The 19559-nt window shown below is 65.6% G+C and carries 16 protein-coding genes, 1 tRNA gene and 2 pseudogenes; all 19 read right to left on the bottom strand.

The window, feature by feature from the left end; genetic code table 11:
• Window positions 1-22: 22 nt before the first annotated feature.
• The 19 genes and pseudogenes from nuoN to pnp all read right to left on the bottom strand — a co-directional run bounded on the left by nuoN (window position 23) and on the right by pnp (window position 19461).
• A pseudogene (nuoN, locus tag ACHMXE_RS22200) lies at window positions 23-1511 on the bottom strand (NADH-quinone oxidoreductase subunit NuoN).
• Window positions 1512-1535: 24 nt separating this feature from the next.
• Window positions 1536-3014 carry an NADH-quinone oxidoreductase subunit M gene (locus ACHMXE_RS22195; RefSeq protein ID WP_209543418.1) on the bottom strand — a complete coding sequence of 493 codons (1479 nt, stop codon included), beginning with the start codon at window positions 3012-3014 and terminating at the stop codon, window positions 1536-1538.
• 27 nt (window positions 3015-3041) lie between these two features.
• Window positions 3042-5082: pseudogene (gene nuoL, locus ACHMXE_RS22190) on the bottom strand (NADH-quinone oxidoreductase subunit L).
• A gap of 19 nt (window positions 5083-5101) precedes the next feature.
• The gene (nuoK, locus tag ACHMXE_RS22185) at window positions 5102-5410 is read right to left on the bottom strand and encodes an NADH-quinone oxidoreductase subunit NuoK (RefSeq protein WP_019653383.1); all 309 of its coding nucleotides are present in this window, start codon (window positions 5408-5410) and stop codon (window positions 5102-5104) included.
• A complete protein-coding gene (locus ACHMXE_RS22180) occupies window positions 5407-6066 on the bottom strand; it encodes an NADH-quinone oxidoreductase subunit J (RefSeq protein ID WP_203201907.1) in 660 nt (219 codons plus the stop codon). Before ACHMXE_RS22180 ends, nuoK begins: the two co-directional genes overlap by 4 nt.
• 35 nt (window positions 6067-6101) lie before the next feature.
• The gene (nuoI, locus tag ACHMXE_RS22175; protein WP_057592171.1) at window positions 6102-6620 is read right to left on the bottom strand and encodes an NADH-quinone oxidoreductase subunit NuoI; all 519 of its coding nucleotides are present in this window, start codon (window positions 6618-6620) and stop codon (window positions 6102-6104) included.
• 17 nt (window positions 6621-6637) lie between these two features.
• The gene (gene nuoH, locus ACHMXE_RS22170; RefSeq protein WP_203201908.1) at window positions 6638-7714 is read right to left on the bottom strand and encodes an NADH-quinone oxidoreductase subunit NuoH; all 1077 of its coding nucleotides are present in this window, start codon (window positions 7712-7714) and stop codon (window positions 6638-6640) included.
• Entirely contained in the window at window positions 7711-9888 is a 2178-nt protein-coding gene (nuoG, locus tag ACHMXE_RS22165; protein WP_395351294.1) for an NADH-quinone oxidoreductase subunit NuoG, read from the bottom strand. Before nuoG ends, nuoH begins: the two co-directional genes overlap by 4 nt.
• A gap of 17 nt (window positions 9889-9905) precedes the next feature.
• Entirely contained in the window at window positions 9906-11246 is a 1341-nt protein-coding gene (gene nuoF, locus ACHMXE_RS22160) for an NADH-quinone oxidoreductase subunit NuoF (protein WP_203201910.1), read from the bottom strand.
• Complete coding sequence (gene nuoE / locus ACHMXE_RS22155) at window positions 11246-11785, bottom strand: NADH-quinone oxidoreductase subunit NuoE (protein ID WP_395351291.1); 540 nt, start codon at window positions 11783-11785, stop codon at window positions 11246-11248. Before nuoE ends, nuoF begins: the two co-directional genes overlap by 1 nt.
• Before the next feature lie 10 nt (window positions 11786-11795).
• Window positions 11796-13049: an NADH-quinone oxidoreductase subunit D gene (locus ACHMXE_RS22150; RefSeq protein ID WP_395351288.1), complete on the bottom strand. Its 1254-nt coding sequence runs from the start codon at window positions 13047-13049 to the stop codon at window positions 11796-11798.
• 1 nt (window position 13050) lies between these two features.
• The gene (locus ACHMXE_RS22145) at window positions 13051-13662 is read right to left on the bottom strand and encodes an NADH-quinone oxidoreductase subunit C (RefSeq protein WP_209543421.1); all 612 of its coding nucleotides are present in this window, start codon (window positions 13660-13662) and stop codon (window positions 13051-13053) included.
• Window positions 13663-13674: 12 nt separating this feature from the next.
• Window positions 13675-14154: an NADH-quinone oxidoreductase subunit B family protein gene (locus ACHMXE_RS22140; RefSeq protein WP_057592164.1), complete on the bottom strand. Its 480-nt coding sequence runs from the start codon at window positions 14152-14154 to the stop codon at window positions 13675-13677.
• 12 nt (window positions 14155-14166) lie between these two features.
• Window positions 14167-14526, bottom strand: a complete 360-nt coding sequence (locus tag ACHMXE_RS22135; RefSeq protein ID WP_012748607.1) for an NADH-quinone oxidoreductase subunit A — start codon at window positions 14524-14526, stop codon at window positions 14167-14169.
• Window positions 14527-14589: 63 nt separating this feature from the next.
• Window positions 14590-14674 (bottom strand) — tRNA-Leu (locus tag ACHMXE_RS22130).
• A gap of 117 nt (window positions 14675-14791) precedes the next feature.
• Complete coding sequence (secG, locus tag ACHMXE_RS22125) at window positions 14792-15196, bottom strand: preprotein translocase subunit SecG (RefSeq protein WP_203201913.1); 405 nt, start codon at window positions 15194-15196, stop codon at window positions 14792-14794.
• A gap of 37 nt (window positions 15197-15233) precedes the next feature.
• Window positions 15234-15995, bottom strand: a complete 762-nt coding sequence (tpiA, locus tag ACHMXE_RS22120) for a triose-phosphate isomerase (RefSeq protein ID WP_203201914.1) — start codon at window positions 15993-15995, stop codon at window positions 15234-15236.
• 13 nt (window positions 15996-16008) lie between these two features.
• Window positions 16009-17007 carry an NAD(P)H-quinone oxidoreductase gene (locus tag ACHMXE_RS22115; RefSeq protein ID WP_203201915.1) on the bottom strand — a complete coding sequence of 333 codons (999 nt, stop codon included), beginning with the start codon at window positions 17005-17007 and terminating at the stop codon, window positions 16009-16011.
• Window positions 17008-17103: 96 nt separating this feature from the next.
• Complete coding sequence (gene pnp / locus ACHMXE_RS22110) at window positions 17104-19461, bottom strand: polyribonucleotide nucleotidyltransferase (RefSeq protein WP_395351281.1); 2358 nt, start codon at window positions 19459-19461, stop codon at window positions 17104-17106.
• Window positions 19462-19559 lie beyond the last annotated feature (98 nt).

The raw sequence follows: 19559 nt of genomic DNA, 5'->3' as shown, positions 1-19559 counted from the left end.
GCGGGCCCTGGCGCGCGGCGCGTCAGTTCGCCAGCGTGGCGACGATGGCCTTGGCGCACAGCGTCATCAGGCCGCCCGGCACGATGCCGAGGATCAGGATCAGCGCGCCGTTGATCGTGAGCACGGTGCGCACGTCGCGCGGCGCCGACACGGTGCTGGCCGTGACCGGTGCGTCGAAGTACATCACCTTGACCACGCGCAGGTAGTAGAAGGCGCCGACCAGCGACATCAGCACCGCGAACACGGCCAGGCCGATGTAGATGGCCTGGCCCGAGGCGATCAGCGCCTGCAGCACCGCCAGCTTGGCGTAGAAGCCGACCAGCGGCGGGATGCCCGCGAGCGAGAACATGGTGATCGCCATCACGCCGGCATACAGCGGGCTGCGCTGGTTGAGGCCGGCCAGGTCGGTGATCTCCTCGCTCTCGAAGCCTTCGCGCGCCAAGAGCAGGATGGTGCCGAAGCTCGCCAGCGTCGTCAGCACATAGGTCACGATGTAGAACATCGAGGCGCTGTAGGCGAACTGGGCGTTGTAGGTGTTGCCGTTGACCACGCCCGCCACCAGGCCGAGCAGCACGAAGCCCATCTGCGAGATGGTCGAGTAGGCCAGCATGCGCTTGAGGTTGGTCTGCGCGATGGCGGCCAGGTTGCCGACCAGCAGCGAGGCGATGGCCAGCAGCGCGAGCATCTGCTGCCAGTCGATCGCCAGCGGCAGCAGGCCTTCGACCAGCAGGCGGATGATGATCGCGAAGGCCGCGAGTTCGGGTGCGGCGCCGATCATCAGCGTGATCGCCGTGGGGGGCGCCCTGGTAGACGTCGGGCACCCACATGTGGAACGGGGCGGCACCGACCTTGAACGCCAGGCCGGCCACGATGAAAACGAGGCCGAACACCAGCACCTGGTGGTTGACCTTGCCGCTCGCGATGGCCTTGAACACCTCGTTCACGTCGAGCGAACCGGTGGCGCCGTACATCATCGACAGGCCGTAGAGCAGGAAGCCGCTGGCCATCGCGCCGAGCACGAAGTACTTCATGGCGGCTTCGCTGGCGACCGCGTTGTCGCGGCGCAGCGCCACCAGCGCGTAGCTCGAGAGCGTCAGCAGTTCGAGGCCGAGGTAGATCAGCAGGAAGTTGCTGCCCGAGATCATCACGAACATGCCCAGCAGCGCGAACATGCCCAGCGTGAACATCTCGCCGCCGCGCAGCATGTCGCGGTCGGCCGCGTAGGGACGGCCGTAGACCAGCGTGACCATCAGCGCCAGCGAGGCGAAGCACTTGAGCCAGTTGCCCATCGGGTCGCTCACGACCATGTTGCCGAAGCCGTAGACGGCCTTGCCTTCGCTCGCGGCCATGCCGGTCATCGCGGCCACCACGGCCAGCGTGATCAGGGTCAGGACGTAGGTGCGGGTGCGGCGCGCGCTGGTGTCCGACAGGTCGACCAGCGCGATGATGCAGGCCATGACCAGCAACACGATTTCAGGGTAGATCGTGACCCAGCTGAGTTTGTCAATCATCTCGTTCTCTTCTTCAGCCAGCCATCAGGAGGGGATCTTCGACACCGCCACATGACGCAGCAGCTGGGTCACGGAGGCGTCCATCACGTCGGTGAAGGGCTTGGGGAACAGGCCCATCCACAGCACCGCGATCGCCAGCAGCGCCAGCATCAGGAATTCGCGCGCATTGATGTCGCTGAGTTCCTTCACGTGGTCGTTGCCGACCGGGCCGAGGTAGACGCGCTTGTACATCCACAGGGTGTAGGCGGCGCCGAAGATCAGCGCGGTGGCCGAGGCCAGGCCGATCCAGAAGTTGGCCTTGACCGCGCCCAGGATCACCATCCACTCGCCGACGAAACCGGCGGTGCCCGGCAGGCCGCAGTTGGCCATCGCGAACAGCAGCATGAAGGCGGCGAACTTGGGCATGGTGTTGACCACGCCGCCGTAGTCGGCGATCTGGCGCGAATGCACGCGGTCGTAGAGCACGCCGATGCCGAGGAACATGGCGCCCGACACGAAGCCGTGGGCGATCATCTGCACGATGCCGCCGGCCACGCCGAGTTCGTTGAAGATGAAGAAGCCGAGCGTCACGAAGCCCATGTGGGCGACCGACGAATAGGCCACGAGCTTCTTCATGTCCTGCTGCACCATCGCGACCAGGCCGACGTAGATCACGGCGATCAGCGACAGCGCGATCATGAGCCAGGCCCATTCGTGCGCGGCATCGGGCGCGATCGGCATCGAGAAGCGCAGGAAGCCGTAGGCACCGAGCTTCAGCATGATCGCGGCCAGCACGGCGGAGCCGCCGGTCGGGGCCTCGACGTGCACGTCGGGCAGCCAGGTGTGGACCGGCCACATCGGCACCTTCACCGCGAAGGCCGCGAAGAAGGCGAAGAACAGCAGCGTCTGGGCATGGCCGCTCAGCGGCAGCTTGTGCCAGGTGAGGATGTCGAAGCTGCCGCCCGAGGTGTTGTACAGGTAGATCAGCGCCACCAGCATCAAGAGCGAGCCGAGCAGCGTGTAGAGGAAGAACTTGAACGCCGCGTAGATCTTGTTCGGACCGCCCCAGATGCCGATGATCAGGTACATCGGGATCAGCGTGGCTTCGAAGAAGACGTAGAACAGCAGGCCGTCGATGGCCGAGAACACGCCGATCATCAGGCCCGACAGGATCAGGAACGCGCCCATGTACTGGTTCACGCGCTCGGTGATCACTTCCCAGGCCGAGATCACCACGATGATGGTGATGAAGGCGGTCAGCAGCACGAACCACACCGACAGGCCGTCGACGCCCAGGTTGTAGTTGATGTTGAAGCGCTCGATCCAGGGCGCCTTCTCCACGAACTGCATCGCGGCGCTGCCGTTCTGGAAACGCGTGATCAGAGGCAACGTGACCAGGAAGCTCACGATCGACCCGACGAGCGCCACCCAGCGCACGCCCTTGGCGTGCTCGTCGCGACCGAACGCCAGCAGCACGGCACCGAATGCGATCGGCACCCAGATGGCAAGGCTCAACAAACCCATTTTTCTTTTACTCCAGCGCTTTGCGGCTTAGCGTTTGAACCAGACGAAGTACGTCATCAGGACGAAGATCCCGAGCAGCATCGCGAAGGCGTAGTGGTAGATGTAGCCCGACTGCAGCCAGCGGACCACGCCCGAGATGCGGCCGACCAGCTTCCAGGAGCCATTGACGACCGCGCCGTCGATCAGTGCCTGATCGCCGCCCTTCCACAGGCCCATGCCAAGGGCGCGGGCACCGCGCGCGATGATGTTCTCGTTGATCCAGTCGAGGTAGTACTTGTTCTCGAGCAGGCGGTACACGGGGCCGAAGGCGCGCTTGATGGCGGCCGGCAGCGCCGGGTTGATCATGTACATGTAGTAGGACAGCGCCACGCCCGCGAGCGCGAGCCAGAACGGCATGGTCTGCAGGCCGTGGATGGCCATCGCGCCCGCACCGTGGAAGGCTTCCTCGAGCTCCTTCATGGCGTGGTGCTTCGTCGCGTCGACGAAGATCGCGTCCTTGAAGAATTCGCCGTAGAGCATCGGGTGGATCGTCAGGAAGCCGATGACCACCGAGGGGATCGCGAGCAGCACCAGCGGCAGCCACACCACCCACGGCGACTCGTGCGGCTTGTGGTCGTCGTGACCGTGGCCATGGCCGTGGTCGTCGTGCGCGTGATGGTCGTCGTGGTGCGCATCGGGGTTCTGGTCGTAGCGTTCCTTGCCGTGGAAGACCAGGAAGTACATGCGGGAACGAATAGAAGGCCGTGACGAACACGCCGATCAGCACCGCGTAGTAGGCGAAGTTCGCGCCCCACAGGTGGCTTTCCTTCACCGCCTCGATGATGCTGTCCTTCGAGTAGAAGCCCGAGAACAGCGGCGTGCCGATCAGCGCCAGCGAGCCCAGCAGCGAGGTGATCCAGGTGATCGGCATGTACTTGCGCACGCCGCCCATCCAGCGGATGTCCTGGTTGTGGTGCATGCCGATGATCACCGAGCCGGCACCGAGGAACAGCAGCGCCTTGAAGAAGGCGTGGGTCATCAGGTGGAACACCGCGACCGAGTAGGCCGAGGCGCCGAGCGCCACCGTCATGTAGCCGAGCTGCGACAGCGTGGAGTACGCCACCACGCGCTTGATGTCGTTCTGGATGATGCCCAGGAAGCCCATGAACAGCGCGGTGATGGCGCCGATCACGAGGATGAAGCTCAGGGCCGTGTCGCTCAGTTCGAACAGCGGCGACATGCGCGCCACCATGAAGATGCCGGCCGTCACCATGGTCGCCGCGTGGATCAGCGCCGAGATCGGGGTCGGGCCTTCCATCGAGTCGGGCAGCCACACGTGCAGCGGGAACTGCGCGCTCTTGCCCATCGCGCCGATGAACAGGCAGATGCAGATCACGGTGATCAGCATCCAGTCGGTGCCCGGGAAGGTGATGCCGCCGAGCGTGCCGGCCTTGGCGAAGGCTTCGGTGTAGTTGAGCGTGCCCGCGTAGGCCGCGATCAGGCCGATGCCGAGGATGAAGCCGAAGTCGCCCACGCGGTTGACCAGGAAGGCCTTCATGTTCGCGAAGATCGCGGTCGGCTTGTTGAACCAGAAGCCGATCAGCAGGTACGACACCAGGCCCACCGCTTCCCAGCCGAAGAACAGCTGCAGCATGTTGTTGCTCATCACGAGCATCAGCATGGAGAAGGTGAAGAGCGATATGTACGCGAAGAAGCGGTTGTAGCCCTCGTCTTCTTCCATGTAGCCGATGGTGTAGATGTGGACCATCAGCGACACGAAGGTCACGACGCACATCATCATCGCGGTGAGGCCGTCGACCATGAAGCCGACTTCCATCTTGAGGCCGCCGACGACCATCCACTCGTAGAGGGTCTGGTTGAAGCGGGCGCCGTCGACGATGACCGACTTGAGCGTCAGCGCCGAGATGACGAAGGCGACGAACACGCCGAGGATGGTCAGCGAGTGCGTGATCTTGCGGCCGATGTGGTTGCCGCCGAACTTGGTGCCGAAGATGCCGGCCAGGGCCGCCCCGACCAGGGGGGCCATGGGAACGGCCAGCAGCGTGGATGCGGAAAGGGTTGCGCTCATTCTGGTGTCAGCCTTGGGATCAGCCCTTGAGCGAGTTGAGTTCGTCGACGTTGATGTTCGACTTGTTGCGGAACAGCAGCACCAGCAGCGCGAGGCCGATGGCCGACTCGGCCGCGGCCACCGTCAGGATGAAGAACACGAAGATCTGGCCGTGCATGTCGCCCAGGAAGTGCGAGAAGGCGACGAAGTTCATGTTGACCGCGAGCAGCATCAGCTCGATGGCCATCAGCAGCACGATCAGGTTCTTGCGGTTCAGGAAGATGCCGATCACCGACAGCGCGAACAGCATCGCGCCCAGCGAGAGGAAGTGTCCGAGGGTGAGCGTCATGCCTTGTTCTCCTTTGCTGCCGTCGGCGCCGCTTCGGCCGGGGCTTCCACCACGGGTTCCGCAGCGCGGGTCACCGGCATCTGCACCACGCGCACGCGGTCGCGCGCCTTCACGCGCACCTGGTCGGCCGGGTCGACGTACTTGCTGTCCTTGCGCGTGCGCAGGGTCAGGGCGATGGCGGCGATGATGGCCACCAGCAGGATGACCGCCGCGATCTCGAGCGGATAGAGGTATTCGGAATACAGCAGCTTGCCCAGCTCGAGCGTGTTGGAGCTGTTGGCCGCGGCCACCGCGCGCGGCGCCTCGCCGAGGCGGAAGCCGCCCATCAGCACGGCCGCCATCTCGAGCGCGATCAGCGCGCCGACGGCCGCCGCCAGCGGGAAGTGCTTCCAGAAGCCCTGGCGCAGGCTGTCGACGTTGATGTCCAGCATCATCACGACGAACAGGAACAGCACCATCACCGCGCCCACGTAGACCAGCACGAGCGAGATCGCGAGGAATTCGGCGCGCAGAAGCAGCCAGATGGCCGACGCCTGGAAGAAGGCCAGCACGAGGTACAGCGCCGCGTACACGGGATTGCGGGCGGTGATGACGCGGAACGATGCGAACAGCAGCACCGCGGCAAACAGATAGAACAGACCGGTCTTGACGTCCATGAGTTCGAATTCGTAGGGGTTCAGGCCAGGCCGGATCAGCGGTACTTGGCGTCAGCCGCCTTGTTCGCCGCAATTTCTGTTTCGTAGCGGTCGCCAACGGCCAGCAGCATGTCCTTGGTGAAGTACAGGTCGCCGCGCTTTTCGCCGTGGTATTCGAAGATGTGGGTCTCCACGATCGAGTCGACCGGGCAGCTCTCTTCGCAGAAGCCGCAGAAGATGCACTTGGTCAGGTCGATGTCGTAGCGCGTGGTGCGGCGCGAGCCGTCGTCGCGCACATCCGATTCGATGGTGATCGCGAGCGCGGGGCACACGGCCTCGCAGAGCTTGCAGGCGATGCAGCGTTCCTCGCCGTTCTCGTAGCGGCGCAGCGCGTGCAGGCCGCGGAAGCGCGGCGACAGCGGCGTCTTCTCTTCGGGGAACTGCACCGTGATCTTGCGGCTGAAGGCGTACTTGCCCGTGATGGCCAGGCCCTTGAACAGCTCGAACAGCATGAAGCTGCCGAGGAAGTCCTTGAGCGAGAACGGCGCGGACGGGGTTGCGGTGTGCGCAGACATGGTGTTGGCGCTTCCAGTTATTTCCAGATGTTGAACGGCGTCTGCATCCAGCCACCGACCACGACCAGCCACACGAGGGTGACGGGAATGAAGATCTTCCAGCCCAGACGCATGATCTGGTCATAGCGGAAGCGCGGGAACGTCGAGCGCACCCACAGGAACATGGTGACCACGCAGAAGGTCTTGGCGCCGAGCCAGATCCAGCCCGGGATGAAGCTCAGGAACTCGAACGGGGGCAGCCAGCCGCCGAGGAACAGGATGACGGTCAGGATCGAGACCAGCCACATGTTCGCGTACTCGGCCAGGAAGAACATCGCGAAGCTCATGCCCGAGTACTCGATCATGTGACCCGCGACGATTTCCGATTCGCCTTCCACCACGTCGAAGGGGTGGCGGTTGGTCTCGGCCAGGCCCGAGATGAAGTAGACGACGAAGATCGGCAGCAGCGGCAGCCAGTTCCACGACAGGAAGCCGACGCCGAGGTTGGCGAACATGCCCTTGCCCTGCACGTTGACGATCTCGCTCATGTTCAGGCTGCCGGTGACCATCAGCACCACGACGAAGCAGAAGCCCATCGCGATTTCGTAGCTCACCATCTGGGCCGATGCGCGAAGCGCGCCCAGGAAGGCGTACTTCGAGTTCGAGGCCCAGCCCGCGATGATCACGCCGTAGACCTCGAGCGAGGTGATGGCCATCACGAACAGCAGGCCGGCGTTGATGTTGGCGAGCGCGACGTCGGGACCGAAGGGGATCACGGCCCAGGCGGCGAGCGCCGGCATGATGGTCATGATCGGGCCGAGCAGGAACAGGCCCTTGTTGGCGACCGTCGGAAGGATGATTTCCTTGGTCATCAGCTTGAGCGCGTCGGCGATCGGCTGCAGCAGGCCCAGCGGCCCGATGCGGTTCGGGCCCACGCGGATCTGCGTGAAGCCGATGGCCTTGCGTTCCCACAGCGTGAGGTAGGCCACCGCCAGCATCAGCGGGATGACCACGACGATGATCTTGATCAGCGTCCAGATGACGGGCCAGACCACCGCAGTCCACCAGCCGGCGGCGACGAGACCCTGGCCGAAGCCGTGAATGGCGTCGATCATGCCGACACCTCCTCGGCCTGGGCGCTGGAGGGCGCGGCACCGATGCCGTGGCCCGCGTTGCGCGCGTCGGCGGTCAGTTGCAGCGACGGCGCGCGGCGCACGATCGAATCGAGCTGGTAGATGCTCGCGACCACAGGCGCGGCCGCGCCGTTGGCGGCCACGGCGGCAGCGCCGGTGGCGTTGCGCAGCGCATCGGCCGGCAGCGCGCCGTTGTCGCCCACCGTGCGCAGCACGTCGGCGGTCGATTCGAATGCGAAGCCTTGCAGGCCCAGCAGGTTGGCGAGCACGCGCAGCACCTTCCAGGCCGGACGGGCTTCGCCCTGCGGCTTCACCACGGCGTGGAAGCTCTGCAGGCGGCCTTCGGCATTGACGAAGCTGCCGGGCGTTTCGGTGAACGGCGCGATCGGCAGCAGCACGTCGCTGAATTCGAGGTTGGCCTTGAACGGGCTCAGCGTGACGACCATCTGCGCGTTGCCGATGGTGTCGGCAGCGGCGGCGCCGGCGGCCGAGTCGAACACCGGCTCGGTGTTCAGCAGCAGCACGGCCTTGAGGCCGGAGCCGGCGGCGAGCATCTGGCCGGCGTGGAGGCCGCCGTTCTTCGGGAACGCGCCCACGAGCTGCGCGCCCACGGTGTTGGCGGCTTCGGTCAGGTAGCCGACGCTGGCGCCGGTCTGCGCGCCGATCCAGTTGGCCAGCGCGAGCAGGCTGCCGGCCTGCGCGTGGTGCGCGGCGGCATTGCCCAGCAGGATGGCCTTGCGCTCGCCGCTCAGCAACGACGCGGCGATGGCCTGCGCGGTGGCGTCGGGCTCGTTGGCGGGTGCCAGCGGCGCGGCGGCGCCAGTGGACTTGCCCACCACGGTCGCGATCGCGGCCAGCACTTCGATCCATTGGCCGGCATCGACGATGGCGGCCTGCGCGGGCTGGATGGCCCAGGCTTCGGCGTCGGCCATCAGCTGCTTCGAGGTCAGCACGCTGAGCGCGGCGCCCTTGCGCACGGCCTGGCGGATGCGCTGCGCGAACAGCGGATGGTCCTTGCGCAGGTTCGAACCGACGACGAAGGCGCGCTGCAGCTGCGTCAGCGAGGCGATCGAGGTGCCGAGCCAGCGGATGCCTTCGAAGGCCGTGAATTCGGCGTTGCGCAGGCGGTAGTCGATGTTGTCGCTGCCGAGCTCACGCGTGAGCAGCGCGGCGAGCTGCAGCTCCTCGAGCGTGCTGTGCGGGCTGACCAGCGTGCCGATGCTCTGCGCGCCATGGTCGGCCTTGATCTGCTTGAGGCCGTTGGCCACGTACTCGAGCGCGGTCTGCCAATCGACCTGCTGCCATTGGCCGCCCTGCTTGAGCATGGGCTGCGTCAGGCGCTCGGTGCCGTTGAGCGCTTCGTAGGAGAAGCGGTCGCGGTCGGCGATCCAGCATTCGTTGACGTCTTCGTTCTCGAGCGGCACAACGCGCATCACGCGGTTGTTCTTGACCTGGACGATCAGGTTGGCGCCGGTGGAGTCGTGCGGGCTCACCGACTTGCGGCGCGACAGCTCCCAGGTGCGGGCGCTGTAGCGGAAGGGCTTGCTCGTGAGCGCGCCGACCGGGCAGATGTCGATCATGTTGCCCGAGAGCTCGGAGTCGACCGAGTCGCCGAGGAAGGTCTCGATCTCGGAGTGCTCGCCGCGGTGCGACATGCCGAGCTCCATCACGCCGGCCACTTCCTGGCCGAAGCGGACGCAGCGCGTGCAGTGGATGCAGCGGCTCATCTCTTCCATGCTGATCAGCGGGCCCACGTCCTTGTGGAACACGACGCGCTTCTCTTCCTCGTAGCGCGAGGAGGAGCCGCCGTAGCCCACGGCCAGGTCCTGCAGCTGGCATTCGCCGCCCTGGTCGCAGATCGGGCAGTCCAGCGGATGGTTGATCAGCAGGAACTCCATGACCGACTGCTGGGCCTTGATCGCCTTCTCGCTGTTGGTGCGAACGATCATGCCCTGCGTGACGGGCGTGGCGCAGGCCGGCATCGGCTTGGGCGCCTTTTCGACGTCGACCAGGCACATGCGGCAGTTGGCCGCGATGCTGAGCTTCTTGTGATAGCAGAAGTGCGGAATGTAGGTGCCGGCCTTGTCGGCAGCATGCATGACCATGCTGCCTTCGGCCACTTCGACCTTCTTGCCGTCGAGTTCGATTTCAACCATATGTCTTTTTCTCGCGCTCAGGCCTGGACCGTTGCTTTCGGGACGTAGCCCGGGATCAAGGCTTCGAACTCGTGGCGGAAGTGCTTGATCATGGCGCGCACCGGCATGGCCGCCGCGTCGCCGAGGGCGCAGATGGTGCGGCCCATGATGTCGCCGGCAACGGAGTCCAGCAGCTGCAGGTCGCTGGGCTTGCCCTGGCCGTTGTGGATGCGGTCGACCACGCGGTAGAGCCAGCCCGTGCCTTCGCGGCACGGCGTGCACTGGCCGCAGGATTCGTGCATGTAGAAGTACGAGAGGCGCTTGAGCGACTCGACCATCGAGCGGCTGTCGTCCATCACGATCACCGCGCCCGAGCCCAGCATGGAGCCGGCCTTGGAGATGGAGTCGTAGTCCATCGTGCACTGCATCATGATGTCGGCCGGCAGCACCGGTGCCGACGAGCCGCCGGGAATCACGGCCTTGAGCGTGCGGCCCTTGCGCACGCCGCCGGCCAGTTCGAGCAGCTTGGAGAACGGCGTGCCCATCGGCACTTCGTAGTTGCCCGGCAGTTCGACGTCGCCGCTGACCGAGTAGATCTTGGTGCCGCCGTTGTTCGGCTTGCCGCACTCGAGGTAGGCCGGACCGCCGTTGCGGATGATCCAGGGCACCGCCGCGAAGGTTTCGGTGTTGTTGATGGTGGTCGGCTTGCCGTACAGGCCGAAGCTGGCCGGGAACGGCGGCTTGAAGCGCGGCTGGCCCTTCTTGCCTTCGAGCGATTCGAGCAGCGCGGTTTCCTCGCCGCAGATGTAGGCGCCGAAGCCGTGGGCGGCGTGCAACTGGAAGTTGTACGTGCTGCCCATGATCTTGTCGCCGAGATAGCCGGCGGCGCGCGCTTCCTCGAGGGCTTCCTCGAAGCGGTCGTAGCTCTGGAAGATCTCGCCGTGGATGTAGTTGTAGCCCACGCTGATGCCCATCGCGTAAGCGGCGATGGCCATGCCTTCGATCACGATGTGCGGGTTGAACTGCAGGATGTCGCGGTCCTTGCAGGTGCCCGGCTCGCCTTCGTCCGAGTTGCAGACCAGGTACTTCTGGCCCGGGAACTGGCGCGGCATGAAGCTCCACTTCAGGCCGGTCGGGAAACCGGCGCCGCCGCGGCCGCGCAGGCCCGAGGCCTTGACTTCGGCGATCACCTGGTCGGGCGTCAGGCCCTCGGTGAGGATCTTGCGCAGCGCCTGGTAGCCGCCACGCGCCTCGTAGTCGGCCAGATGCCAGTTGGTGCCGTCGAGCCCGGCATAGATCTGGGCGCCGATGTGGCGGTCATGGAAGCAGGTCTGCACGCCGGTGGCGCGGAACTGCGAAAGAACCTGATCGGGCGTCATCACGCAGCCTCCCCGGGGGTTGCACCGCGCAGGCCATCGACGAGCTGGTCGAGCTTGTCGTTGCTCATGAAGCTGCACATCGTGCGGTCGTTGACCAGCATCACCGGCGAATCGGCGCAGGCGCCCAGGCATTCGCTCTGCTGCAGCGTGAACATGCCGTCGGCCGTGGTCTCGCCCATCTTGATGCCGAGCTTCTTCTCGAGGTGCACGAGGGCGGTGACGCCATCGCGCAGCTGGCACGGCAGGTTGGTGCAGACGTTGAGCTTGTACTTGCCCACCGCATGCTGGTTGTACATGTTGTAGAAGGTCGTGACCTCGTGCACCGCGATCGGCGCCATGCCGAGGTACTCGGCGATCTCGCGCTCGCGCTGGGCGCTCACGAAACCCTCGTCCTGCTGCACGATGGCCAGGCAGGCCATCACGGCCGACTGCTTGCCGGCCTCGGGGTACTTGGCCACCTCGCGCGCGAAGCGTTCGAGGGTCTCAGGCTTCAGCGGCGCCGAAGGCGCCGCGTGAGTGTCATGGGTAGAGGAAGTCATTCGCTCTTTCTCACCTGTCGATTTCGCCGAACACGATGTCCATCGTGCCGATCACCGCGACAGCGTCGGCGATCATGTGACCGCGCGACATTTCGTCGAGGGCGGCGAGGTGCGGGAAGCCAGGGGCGCGGATCTTCAGGCGGTACGGCTTGTCGGCGCCGTCGCTCACGAGATAGATGCCGAACTCGCCCTTCGGATGCTCGACGGCGGCATAGGCCTCGCCTTCGGGCACGTGGAAGCCTTCGGTGAAGAGCTTGAAATGGTGGATCAGCTCCTCCATGTTCGCCTTCATCGATTCGCGCGCGGGCGCGGCGACCTTGTGGTTGTCGGTGATCACCGGGCCCGGGTTGGCACGCAGCCATGCCGAACACTGCTGGATGATCTTGTTGGCCTGGCGCATCTCCTCGACGCGAACCAGGTAGCGGTCGTAGCAGTCGCCCGTCTTGCCGAGCGGAATGTCGAACTGCATGCGGTCGTAGACGTCGTAGGGCTGCTTCTTGCGCAGGTCCCATTCGACGCCCGAGCCGCGCAGCATCGGGCCGGTGAAGCCGAGATTGAGCGCGCGCTCCGGCGTGACCACGCCGATGCCCACGGTGCGCTGCTTCCAGATGCGGTTGTCGGTGAGCAGCGTCTCGTACTCGTCGACCATCTTCGGGAAGCGCTTGCAGAAGTCGTCGACGAAGTCGAGCAGCGAGCCCTGGCGGTTCTCGTTGAGCCTCTCGATCGCCTTCGCGTTCTTGATCTTGCTGACCTTGTACTGCGGCATCACGTCCGGCAGGTCGCGGTACACGCCGCCCGGACGGAAGTAGGCCGCGTGCATGCGCGCGCCCGACACCGCCTCGTACATGTCGAACAGGTCTTCACGCTCGCGGAAGCAGTAGATGAGCATGTTCATCGCACCGCAATCGAGGCCGTGCGCGCCGAGCCACAGCAGGTGGTTCAGCAGCCGGGTGATCTCGGCGAACATGACGCGGATGTACTGCGCGCGGATCGGCACCTCGAGGCCCATCATCTTCTCGATGGCGAGGCAGTAGGCGTGTTCGTTGGACATCATCGACACGTAGTCGAGGCGGTCCATGTAGGGCAGCGACTGGATGAAGGTGCGCGATTCGGCGAGCTTCTCGGTCGCGCGGTGCAGCAGGCCGATGTGCGGGTCGGCGCGCTGGATCACTTCGCCGTCGAGCTCGAGCACCAGGCGCAGCACGCCGTGCGCCGCGGGATGCTGGGGACCGAAGTTGAGGGTGTAGTTCTTGATTTCGGCCATGTCAGTGGAGTCCGGCGCCGTAGTTGTCCTCGCGGATCACGCGCGGCGTGATCTCTCGCGGCTCGATCGATACCGGCTGGTAGACCACGCGCTTCTGTTCTTCGTCGTAGCGCATCTCGACATGACCCGACACCGGGAAGTCCTTGCGGAACGGATGGCCGATGAAGCCGTAGTCGGTCAGGATGCGGCGCAGGTCGTCGTGACCTTCGAACACGATGCCGTAGAGGTCGAAGGCCTCGCGCTCGAACCAGGTCGCCGCGTTCCACACCGGCTGCAGGGAATCGACCACCGGCAGGTCTTCGCTGGGCGCGAACACCCGCAGGCGCACGCGCTGGTTGAGGCTCACCGACAGCAGGTGCGAGACGACGCCGTAGCGCTCGCCTTCCCACTCGCCTTCGCGGTAGTCGGAATAGTCCATGCCGCAGAGGTCGATCAGCTGCTCGAAGCGGCAGCCCGGCGCATCGCGCAGCAGCAGCGCCGCCTCGATGTAGTTCGCGGCGCTCACCACCACGGTCACTTCGCCGAGCGCAACGGTCACGCTGCGAGCCTTGTCGCCCAGGGTCTGCACCAGAGTCGCCTGCAGCGCCTCCGGAGAAATTGCAAAGTCGGTCATCTCGGCAATTCCTCAGGCACGCGCGATGGTGTTGGTGCGGCGGATCTTCTGCTGCAGCTGGATGATCCCGTAGAGCAGCGCCTCGGCGGTGGGCGGGCAGCCCGGCACGTAGACGTCGACCGGAACGATCCGGTCGCAGCCACGCACCACGGAGTAGCTGTAGTGGTAGTAGCCGCCGCCGTTGGCGCACGAACCCATCGAGAGCACCCAGCGCGGTTCGGGCATCTGGTCGTAGACCTTGCGCAGCGCCGGCGCCATCTTGTTGCACAGCGTGCCGGCCACGATCATCAGATCGGACTGACGCGGGCTCGGACGAAACAGCATGCCGAAACGGTCGATGTCGTAGCGGGCCGCGCCGGCGTGCATCATTTCGACCGCACAGCAGGCCAGACCGAACGTCATCGGCCACAGAGATCCGGTCTTCGCCCAGTTCACCACCGAGTCGTAGGTGGTCGTGACGAAGCCTTCCTTGAGAACGCCTTCAATGGCCATCGTGTAGCTTCCTTATTCCCAGTCGAGCGCGCCTTTTTTCCACTCGTAGGCGAAGCCCACGACGAGGATGGCGAGAAAGATCATCATGGCCCAGAAGCCGACAGCACCGATCTCCTTGAGCGCAATGGCCCACGGGAAGAGAAAGGCAATCTCCAGATCGAACAGGATGAAGAGAATGGCAACCAGGTAATAGCGCACGTCGAACTTCATGCGCGCATCCTCGAAGGCCTCGAAGCCGCACTCGTAGGGTGCGTTCTTGGCTGCGTCAGGCCGATTGGGGCCGAGGATGTATCCGATGACCTGTGGAGCGACGCCTACGCCGACCCCGACCAGAATGAACAAGAGGACGGGAAGGTAGGAATCGAGGTTCATCGGGAGCTTTCACCGCTTGCCACCGACAGAAGCACCTTCATGAGGCGTCCTGTCGGTGAGATTTGGTGCGGTCGGCGAGACTCGAACTCGCACAGCTTTCGCCACTACCCCCTCAAGATAGCGTGTCTACCAATTTCACCACGACCGCGGTTTTTTCTGTTCGGATGGCATGAGGTGCCTACTAAGAGGTTTGGCTTTCCGAACAGCTTTAGAGTTTACCCTGAAATGAAGCCATTTCTTACGGGCCACTCTGAAAACATCAGAGTTACTTGCTGGGAATCTGTCCCGCGCCAGCCGCGGGCGCGCTCGCAGGCGCCGCAGCAGGTGCCGCACCCGACTGGCCCGAGGGAATCTGGCCTGCCGCGCCCGAAGCCGGCGTGGCCGGCGCGCCGATGGCCGCGCGCTCCAGCAGGCTGCCGCCGCCCGTGGGACGTGCATGGCTGAAGTAGGCCAGCAGCAGCGTGCAGGCGAAGAACACCGCGGCCAGCACGGCCGTGGTGCGCGAGAGGAAGTTCGCGCTGCCGCTGGCGCCGAACAGGCTGCCGGCGCTGCCGCTGCCGAAGGCCGCGCCCATGTCGGCGCCCTTGCCGTGCTGGATCAGGATCAGCCCGATCATCACCAGCGCCGACAGCATCTGCACGCCGACCAGAAGGTTGAGGACCACGTTCATTCGTTCTTACTCCTAATTGATGCCTGCCCTGCCCGCTTCAGCGGGCGGCGGCGGAAATGATCTGCAAAAAGTCGGGGGCCTTCAGGGAAGCGCCGCCGATCAGGCCGCCGTCGATGTCGGCTTGCGCCAACAGTTCGGCCGCGTTGGCGGCATTCATGCTGCCGCCGTAGAGGATCTTGATGCCGGCCGCGTGCTCGCTCGCGGCGTGATGCAATTGCGCGCGCAGCACCGCGTGCACCGCCTGCGCCTGTTCGGGCGTGGCGGTCTTGCCGGTGCCGATGGCCCACACGGGTTCATAGGCGACCACGATCTCGCTGATGCAGTGGCCGTTCACGTGGATGACTGCGGCCAGCTGGCGCTTCACCACTTCCTCGGTCTGCCCTGCTTCGCGCTGCGCCAGCGTCTCGCCGACGCAGACGATCGGCGTGATGCCGTTGGCCAGCGCAGCCGCGGTCTTCGCGGCCACGGCGTCGTCGGTCTCGCCGTGGTACTGGCGGCGCTCCGAATGGCCGACGATGGCATAGCGCACACCGAAGTCCTTCAGCATCGCCGCCGACTGCTCGCCCGTGAAGGCACCCTGCGCCTGCGCGGAGATATCCTGCGCGCCCAGCGCCATCGGCGAACCCGCCAGCAGCGACTGCAGTTGCGCGAAATACGGTGCGGGGGCGCACAGCGCGATGTCGCACGCGGGCGCATTCGCCGCGAGCCCCTGCCCCAGCGCCGTCACCAGCGCCTCGTTGGCAGCCAGGCTGCCGTTCATCTTCCAGTTCCCTGCGATCAGCTTCTTGTGGGTCGTCATCGTGCTCGTCTCGTCACCAGGTCAGCACGATCTTGCCGATGTGCTGGTTCGATTCCATCAACGCATGCGCCTGCGCCGCGCCGCTGGGCTCGCCGGCCGCCGCGAAGGTGCTGTGGATCACCGGCTTGACCGCGCCGCTCTCGAGCAGCGGCCAGACCTTCTCGCGCAGCGCCCGGGCGATCGCGCCCTTGAATGCCACCGGCCGCGGACGCAGCGTCGACCCCGTGATCGTGAGCCGCTTGCGCAGCACCAGACCCGCGTTGATCTGGCTCTTGACGCCGCCTTGCACCGCGATGATCACCAGCCGGCCGTCCTCGGCCAGGCATTCGACCTCGCGCGCCACGTAGTCGCCCGCGACCATGTCGAGGATGACGTCCACGCCCTTGCCGCCGGTCAGCGACTTCGCCACTTCGACGAAATCGGCCGTGCGGTAGTTGATCGCGTGATCGGCGCCGAGTTTCAGGCAGGCCTCGCACTTGTCGTCGCTGCCGGCCGTGACGATCACGGTCGCGCCCAGCGCCTTGGCGATCTGGATCGCCGTGACGCCGATGCCGCTCGAGCCGCCCTGGATCAGCAGGGTTTCGCCCTGCTGCAGGCGGCCGCGCTCGAACACGTTGCTCCAGACGGTGAAGAAGGTCTCGGGCAGCGAAGCCGCCTCGATGTCGCTCCAGCCCTTGGGCACCGGCAGGCACTGCGCCACGGGCGCCACGCACAGCTGCGCATAGCCGCCGCCGGCGATCAGCGCGCAGACGCGGTCGCCGATCGCGAAGCCCGCCTCGGCCAATGCCGCGGCATCGCCCGACACGATCTCGCCGGCCACTTCGAGGCCCGGCAGATCGGAAGCGCCGGGCGGCACCGGATAGTGGCCCATGCGCTGCAGCACGTCGGGGCGGTTGACACCGCTGGCCGACACGCGGATCAGCAACTCGCCCGCGCCGGCGACGGGATCGGGACGATCCGTGACGCGCAGCACCTCGGGGGCGCCGTACGAAGCGATTTCAATGGCTTTCATGGTCTCCTGGCCTCCAGCCGCCCGTGCGACGGGCGCATTCAGCAATCGGAAAGGCAAAGGCGGCGCGCGGCGCAGGCCGCGGCCGCCATGGCCTTCTTACTCCTGCGACTCGCGCGGAGCCTGCGGCTGCTGCGACTCGCCGGCCGGAGCCTGGTCGTTGCGCGGCTGCTGCTGCTGGTCGTTGTTGAAGCGCGGAGCGCGCTCGCCACGGTCGCCGCCGCGGTCACCGCGATCGCCGCGATCACCACCACGGTCACCGCGGTCGCCACGGTCACGGCGCTCGCCGCCACGGTCACCGCGGTCGCCACGGTCTTCGCGCGGCGGGCGCTCGCTGTATTCCATGCCGGCCGGACGCTCGGTCAGCGCCTTCATCGACAGCTTGACGCGGCCCTTGTCGTCGGTCTCGAGGACCTTGACCTTCACGATCTGGCCTTCGCTCAGGTAGTCGGTCACCTTCTCGACGCGTTCGTGCGCGATCTGGCTGATGTGCAGCAGGCCGTCCTTGCCGGGCAGCAGGTTGATGAGCGCGCCGAAGTCCAGGATCTTGGTGACCGGGCCTTCGTAGATCTTGCCGATCTCGACCTCGGCCGTGATCTGCTCGATGCGCTTCTTGGCCTCTTCGGCCTTGGCCGGATCGGTCGACGCGATGGTGATGGTGCCGTCTTCGTCGATGTTGATCTGCGTGCCGGTTTCTTCCTGCAGGCCGCGGATGACCGCGCCGCCCTTGCCGATCACGTCGCGGATCTTCTCGGGGTTGATCTTCAGCGTGGTCAGGCGCGGCGCGAACTGCGACACGTCGGCCTTGGCCTCGCCCATCGCTTCCTGCATCTTGCCCAGGATGTGCATGCGCGCTTCCTTGGCCTGTGCCAGCGCGACCTGCATGATTTCCTTGGTGATGCCCTGGATCTTGATGTCCATCTGCAGCGCGGTGATGCCGTTGGTCGTGCCGGCCACCTTGAAGTCCATGTCGCCGAGGTGGTCCTCGTCGCCCAGGATGTCGGTCAGCACCGCGAAGCGGTTGTCTTCCTTGATCAGGCCCATGGCGATGCCGGCCACGTGGGCCTTCATCGGCACGCCGGCGTCCATCATCGAGAGGCAGCCGCCGCAGACCGAAGCCATCGACGAGGAGCCGTTCGACTCGGTGATCTCCGACACCACGCGCACGGTGTAGGGAAATTCTTCCTTGTTCGGCAGCACGGCGACGAGCGCGCGCTTGGCGAGGCGGCCGTGGCCGACTTCGCGACGCTTGGTCGAGCCCATGCGGCCGACTTCACCGGTGGCGAAGGGAGGCATGTTGTAGTGGAACAGGAAGCGGTCCTCGAACTCGCCGGCCAGCGCGTCGATGCGCTGCGCGTCGCGTTCGGTGCCCAGCGTGGTCACGACCAGCGCCTGGGTCTCGCCGCGCGTGAACAGCGCCGAGCCGTGGGTGCGCGGCAGCACCGAGTTGCGGATCTCGATCGGGCGCACGGTGCGCGTGTCGCGGCCGTCGATGCGCGGCTCGCCTTGCAGGATCTGGCTGCGCACGATGCGCGCTTCGATCGCGAACAGCAGGTCGCTGACCTTGCCCGCGTCGAAGGCGGCGCCTTCGGCCTTCAGGGCCTCGTAGACGCTGGCATTGGCTTCGCGCAGGGCCTGGGTGCGGGCCTGCTTGCTGCGGATCTGGTAGACGGCGCGCAGCTTCTCTTCGGCCAGGCCGTTGACCTTGGCGATGAAGTCCTCGTCCTTGGCTTCGGGCGCCCAGGTGCCTTCCTTGAGCCACAGCGGCTTGCCGGCTTCGCGCACCAGTTCGTGGATGGCGTTGATCGCCAGCTTGCCCTGCTCGTGGCCGAAGACCACGGCGCCGAGCATGATGTCTTCGGCCAGTTGCTGGGCTTCGGACTCGACCATCAGCACGGCGGCTTCGGTGCCGGCCACGACGAGGTCCATCTGCGAATCCTTGCGCGCGGTCTGGCCCGGGTTCAGCACGTACTGGCCGTTGATGTAGCCCACGCGCGCGGCGCCGATCGGGCCGTCGAACGGAATGCCCGAGACCGACAGGGCGGCGCTCACGGCGATCATCGCGGCGATGTCGGCGTCGACTTCGGGGTTCAGCGACACGGTGTGGATCACCACGTGCACTTCGTTGAGGAAGCCCTCGGGGAACAGCGGACGGATCGGGCGGTCGATCAGGCGGCTGGTCAGGGTTTCGTGTTCGCTGGGCTTGGCTTCGCGCTTGAAGAAGCTGCCGGGGATCTTGCCGGCGGCGTAGGTCTTCTCGATGTAGTCGACGGTCAGCGGGAAGAAGTCCTGGCCCGGCTTGGCGGTCTTCGAAGCGACCACGGTGGCCAGCACGACGGTGCCATCGATGTCGACCAGCACGGCGCCCGTGGCCTGGCGAGCGATTTCGCCCGTTTCCATGACGACGGTCTTGTCGCCCCATTGGAAGGACTTGGTGACTTTGTTGAAGAGGCTCATGTTTGCTCCTGTTTTAGTAGCAGATCATCGAAGATCCGCAGGACTCGGAGGGCTTTCTCAGAACACGATGCCATTCCAGCGAAGCTCGTCTCGAACTT

It is taken from the genome of Variovorax sp. UC122_21 (assembly GCF_044056785.1).
Classification (GTDB): domain Bacteria; phylum Pseudomonadota; class Gammaproteobacteria; order Burkholderiales; family Burkholderiaceae_C; genus Variovorax.
The sequence above is the reverse complement of the archived record's forward strand: the minus strand, read 5'-3'. Positions and strand labels throughout refer to the sequence as shown.